The 4,973-nt window shown below is 68.7% G+C and carries 5 protein-coding genes; 3 read left to right on the plus strand and 2 right to left on the minus strand.

Translation table 11 applies throughout. The features are described 5' to 3' along the window. Nucleotides 1-296, plus strand: a 296-nt coding sequence (locus tag HUV06_RS16095; protein WP_217433903.1) for a hypothetical protein, incomplete at its 5' end; no start/stop codon positions are given. Nucleotides 297-527: 231 nt separating this feature from the next. Here the strand turns inward: HUV06_RS16095 and HUV06_RS14585 are convergent. Together HUV06_RS14585 and HUV06_RS14590 are read right to left on the minus strand one after the other, a co-directional pair. Beyond that, nucleotides 528-2,585, minus strand: coding sequence for a M13 family metallopeptidase (locus tag HUV06_RS14585; protein WP_174301977.1), 2,058 nt, complete (start codon nucleotides 2,583-2,585; stop codon nucleotides 528-530). Between the two features lie 93 nt (nucleotides 2,586-2,678). Next, the gene (locus tag HUV06_RS14590; protein WP_174301978.1) at nucleotides 2,679-3,287 is read right to left on the minus strand and encodes a YbhB/YbcL family Raf kinase inhibitor-like protein; all 609 of its coding nucleotides are present in this window, start codon (nucleotides 3,285-3,287) and stop codon (nucleotides 2,679-2,681) included. Between the two features lie 213 nt (nucleotides 3,288-3,500). On the opposite strand from HUV06_RS14590, the gene HUV06_RS14595 reads away from it, so the two are divergent. Both HUV06_RS14595 and HUV06_RS14600 read left to right on the plus strand, forming a co-directional pair. Then, a complete protein-coding gene (locus HUV06_RS14595) occupies nucleotides 3,501-4,103 on the plus strand; it encodes a ribonuclease HII (RefSeq protein WP_254601167.1) in 603 nt (200 codons plus the stop codon). After that, nucleotides 4,100-4,973: chloride channel protein (locus tag HUV06_RS14600; RefSeq protein ID WP_174301979.1), on the plus strand; the 874-nt coding region annotated here is incomplete at its 3' end. The genes HUV06_RS14595 and HUV06_RS14600, both read left to right, overlap by 4 nt.

The raw sequence follows: 4,973 nt of genomic DNA on the forward strand, positions 1-4,973 counted from the left end.
CATCCAGCAGTATCGCTGAAACCACCGCTCAGGGGCCAGAAGGCTGGGTCCGGGGACGGGCCTGGCCTTTTGCGCGTCTGTGGCGCACCCCGTCCTGGCGACGCGACCTGACGTGTTCAGCGCCCGGCAAGACTGAGAACCGCCAGACCGAGCACCAAGGCGGCGACACCGAACACAGCCGCATAGGCGCTTGGCCGGCGCGCATGGCGCCTCAACCGAGCCTCCACGGCCGACTCAATTTTTGGCATTTCTGGCAGTTTTACCTCCCTGTTCGTGGCGGAATGAAGCCTTTCTGACGAAACGATGGTCTAGTGCGTTGACACCCCGGGATTTTTGGCTTCTGTAAGGAATTGTGAAGGTCACGGCGCTGAGACGCTGAGCCTCCGGCGTTTCGGGGAGGAAACGCCCTCTTTAATTCAAAGCAAACAAGCCTTACCCGCCGCGTGTCCCCGCGGCGGGTTTTTGGCGCTAAATTGACAGATGCGGCAGGAAGCCTGCCTTCTGTGCCGAGACGACGGGCTGGAGGCTCACCAGATATGCGCCCGCTGGTCCGGCGCGAGATACAGGGCCTGTCCCGGCTGGACGTTGAAGGCCGGATACCAGGCGTCGACATTGCGCACCACGCCGTTGACGCGGAAGCGCCCTGGTGAATGAGGGTCAGTTACGATCTGCTGGCGCAAGGAGTCGTCGCGCCTCTTTCCTTGCCAGACCTGCGCCCAGCCCAGGAACACCCGCTGGTCGCCGGTATACCCATCCACCACCGGCGCAGCCTTTCCGTCCAGCGAAGCGTGGTAAGCGTCCAATGCCAGGTTGAGGCCGCCTGAGTCAGCGATGTTCTCGCCCATGGTCAGCTTGCCGTTCACGTGCGTCCCCGGCAGGGGCGAATAGGTGTCGTACTGGGCGCCTAGACGGTCGGCCCGGGCCTGGAAACGGGCTGCGTCCTCCGCCGTCCACCAGTCGCGCAGCCGCCCGGTGGAGTCGAACTTCCTGCCCTCGTCGTCGAAGCCGTGGGTCATCTCGTGACCGATTACGCCCCCGATGGCCCCGTAGTTCACCGCCGCGTCGGCGTTCGGATCGAAGAAGGGCGGCTGCAGGATGGCGGCGGGGAAGACCACCTCGTTCCACACCGGGTTGTTATAGGCGTTCACCGTCTGGGGCGTCATGCCCCACTCCGACTTGTCCACCGGCTTGGCCAGTCGGCGCACTTGGCGCGCCCACTCGAAGGCGGAGGATCGCTCCACGTCGCCCGTGAGGTCGTCGGGCCGGATCACCAGGGCGGAGTAGTCGCGGAAGTGGTCGGGATAGCCGATCTTGACCGTGTAGCCGGCCAGCTTCTTCAGCGCCTCCCGCTTGGTGGCCGAGCCCATCCAGGTCAGATTTTCGATGCGGTGGCGGAAGGCCAGCTTCAGGTCCGCGACGAGTTGCTGCATCTTCGCCTTTGACTGAGGGGGAAAGTACCGCTCGACATAGATCTGGCCCACCGCCTCGCCCATGCCGCTGTCCACCGCGCGCACCGCACGCTTCCAGCGCACCTGGATTTGCGGCTGGCCGGACAGCCCCTTGTTGTGGAACTCGAAATTGGCCTGGACGAAGGCGTCGGACAGGTAGGGCGCGCCGGCGTCGGCGATGTGCACCGCCTCCCAGGCCTTCAGCACGTCGAGCGGCGTCTGCTGGTAGATCGCCGCAATCTTGGCGATGGCGGTCTTCTCCTGCTCGATCACCCGCTCGGCGCCGCCGAGGTTGGCCGCCTTGAGGAACGGCCGCCAGGCGAAGCCCGGATCGGCCGCCTCGACCTCGCTCACCGTCATGGGGTTGTAGATCTTGTCGGGGTCCCGCTCATCCTCTCGCGCCCAGCTCACCTCCGCGATCTGGGTCTCGAAGGCGACCACCTTGGCGGCGCTGCCCGCCGGGTCGGTCCAGCCGATCAGGCCGAGCAGCTTGGCGGCGTAGTCCTGGTAGAGCGCCTTCTTGGCCGCGAACTCCGGCTTCAGGTAGTAGTCGCGGTCGGGCAGGCCCAGGCCGGACTGGGAGATGTGGACGGCGTAGTGATCGGGGTCCTTCTCGTCGGTGTCGATGCTGACGTCGATGAGCGAGCCGAAGAAGTCGTCGTTCTCCCGCCCCATCAACGCCGCAAGCGCTGCCTTGTCCGGTGCGGCGCGCACGGCGTCGAGGTGAGGCTTCAGCGGCGCGGCGCCCAGGCCGTCCGCTCGGGCCTGGTCCATGAAGGCCCGGTAGAAGGCGCCGATCTTCTGCGGCGATGTGGTGGGCTGAGCTGGCGCGCCGGCCGCCGCCTGCTCAAGGATGGCGTGCACGCGGGCTTCGGACAGTAGCGCCAGCCGCGCGAAGGGATCATAGTTGGCGCGGTCCTGCGGGATGACGATCTGCGACACCGCCGTACCATCGGTGAAGCCGAAGAAGTCGTCGCCGGGCTTGGTGGCCTTGTCTTCCCCCGCCGTGTCGAAGCCCCAGGTCCCGTAGTGCGGGGTGGGCGGAACATCGACGCCGCCCCCGGCCGGCTGGGCGTAGGCCGTCCCGGTCCAGAGAGCCGCAGCACAGGACGCGGCGAGCCAGACAGACTTCGTCATCGATCAGCAACTCCAGGCGACAGAACGCCATGTTTCATGGCGCGACCGGCGGCGTTTAGCCCATTAACTTTCTGTCATCCAGGCGACGACCAGTCAGCTGCCGGCCGGCAGGTCGGGATTTTCAAACAGGCCGACCAGTTCGCCCTTGGCGAGGGTGGTGCCCTTCAGCGTCTCCACCAGATGCTCCAGGGAGGTGTCGGGCCGGAAGCCCAGCGACTTGCTGACCGCGAACACTTGGAAGTGGTAGTGGTGCACGCCGTGCGCCTGCGGCGGCGCCATGCCGGTCCAGCCGTGGCCGCCCACGCCGTTCAGGCCCTGGGTCGCGCCCGACAGCGCCTCGGGATGCACCTTGTCGCCCAGGTTGGCGGGCAGCGAGGTCGCCGTGCCAGGGATGTCCCAGACCACCCAGTGGATCATAGGCTCGTCGCGCGGGGCGTCGGGATCCTCCACGATCAGCACATAGCTCTCCGCCTCCAGGACGCCGCTCCACTCCAGCGGCGGGGACGTGCCGTCACCGGCGGCGGAATGGACGGGGTCGAGCCAGCCCTCGGCGTTCACCGCGGTGGACGTCACCACGATCCCGCCGTGCTCGTAAGCGTCCACGCGCAGGAAGCTGGTCGCCTTGCCGGAATGAACCTGGCCGGACGGGGCGGCCTCGGCATGTGTGGGCGCGGAATGGAGGTGGGTGCTGCGGTTGGCCATGATCGAAGTCTCCGTTAGCCAAGAGAAGCCGTGGGGCGGGGCTAAGGTTTCGACCGGCGGCGAGCCGGCGCGCTTTCGCAAGCCCGCGACGCAGCGTATGGCCGTGTCGTGCCAAGACGATCCCTTGCCCCGGCCAAGCCTGCGCTGAAAGCGGCGCTGAAGCGCGCCGCAGGGAAGGCGGTCGTCGCCGATCCTTCGCTCGACCTTGAAGCTCTGCACCCTCCCCCCGTCTGCGGCGTGGACGAGGCGGGACGCGGCCCATGGGCCGGGCCGGTCGCGGCGGCAGCGGTCATCCTGGACGCCCGCTGCATCCCCGAGGGCGTCAATGACTCCAAGAAGCTTAACCCCAAGGCCCGCGAAAGGCTGGAGGCCGAGATCAAGGCCAGCGCGCTCGCCTGGTGCGTGGCCTTCGCCTCGGTGGAGGAGATCGCCGAGCTGAACATCCTGCACGCCACGGGCCTGGCCATGCACCGGGCCGTCGCCGGGCTGCAGGTCGCCGCCGCCCACGCCCTGGTGGACGGCAACTACGCCTTCAAGCTGCCCTGCCCGGTGAAGACCGTTGTCGGCGGGGACGCCCTGTCGCTCTCAATCGGCGCGGCCTCGATCCTGGCCAAGACAGCGCGCGACCGGCTGATGCGCGAGCTGGACGAGACCTATCCCGGCTACGGCTTCGCCGCGCACAAGGGCTACAACGCCCCCGTCCACGTGGAGGCGCTGCGCACGCTCGGCCCCTGCCCGATCCACCGGCGGGCCTGGCGACCGGTGCGGCTGGTGCTGGAGGGGCGCGACCCCGCCGACCTCGAAGACGCCGCATGAGCCTGGCCGGCGGCCCGGCCGCCACCACCGCCCACCCGGCGGCGAGCGGCCTGCCCCTCCGCGAGCCTCTGCCCGCGCGCGCCCGCGGTCTGCTCGCCCAGCTCCGCGGACTGGTGCGCGCCAGCGAGGTGCTCCTGGTGCTGGTGGCGGGGGTGGTGGGCTGCCTCGCCGGGGCCGGGGTCACCTTGATGAGCGACCTCACCCAAGCCGCCCATGTCGCCCTGTTCCACATCGCCCTGGACCAGAGGCTGAGCGCCATCGAGCGCGTCCACCTGCCCACAGCCGTCCTCGTGCCGGTCGCCGGCGGCGCGCTGATCGGCCTGACCGAACTCTGGCGCAACTGGCGCAAGGCTCGGACGCCGGTCGACCCAGTCGAGGCCAATGCGCTGCGGGGCGGCCGCATGTCGCTGCGCGACAGCGTGCTGGTGGCGGCCCAGACGGTGATCTCCAACGGCTGCGGGGCCTCGGTGGGGCTTGAGGCCGGCTATACCCAGATCGGCTCCGGCATCGCCTCGCGCATCGGCATCCTGCTGAACCTGCGCCGGGCAGACCTGCGCATCATGGTGGGAGCGGGCGCGGCGGGCGCGATCGCGGCGGCCTTCGCCGCACCCCTGACAGGCGGCTTCTACGCCTTCGAGCTGATCGTCGGCGTCTATTCGGTGGCCAATGTCGCGGCGATCATGACCGCGTCCGTGACCGCCGTGCTCACCACGACAGCCCTGTCAGGCAGCGCGCCGTATTCGCTCCACGCCTCGCCCGTCGCGCCACTGCACACCGTGCACTACCTGGCCATCGTGATGCTGGGCCTGTGCGCCGCCTTCTTGGGCGTGGCGGTGATGCGGTCGGTGGCGGTGGTGGAGCGCGCCTTCG

Source organism: Caulobacter sp. S45 (assembly GCF_903642205.1).
Taxonomy (GTDB): domain Bacteria; phylum Pseudomonadota; class Alphaproteobacteria; order Caulobacterales; family Caulobacteraceae; genus CAHJWH01.

Excerpts from the sequence above, each read along its gene's own strand:
- HUV06_RS14585 (WP_174301977.1), bottom strand. The coding sequence starts at position 2,585 with ATGACGAAGTCTGTCTGGCTCGCCGCGTCCTGTGCTGCGGCTCTCTGG.
- HUV06_RS14590 (WP_174301978.1), bottom strand. The coding sequence starts at position 3,287 with ATGGCCAACCGCAGCACCCACCTCCATTCCGCGCCCACACATGCCGAG.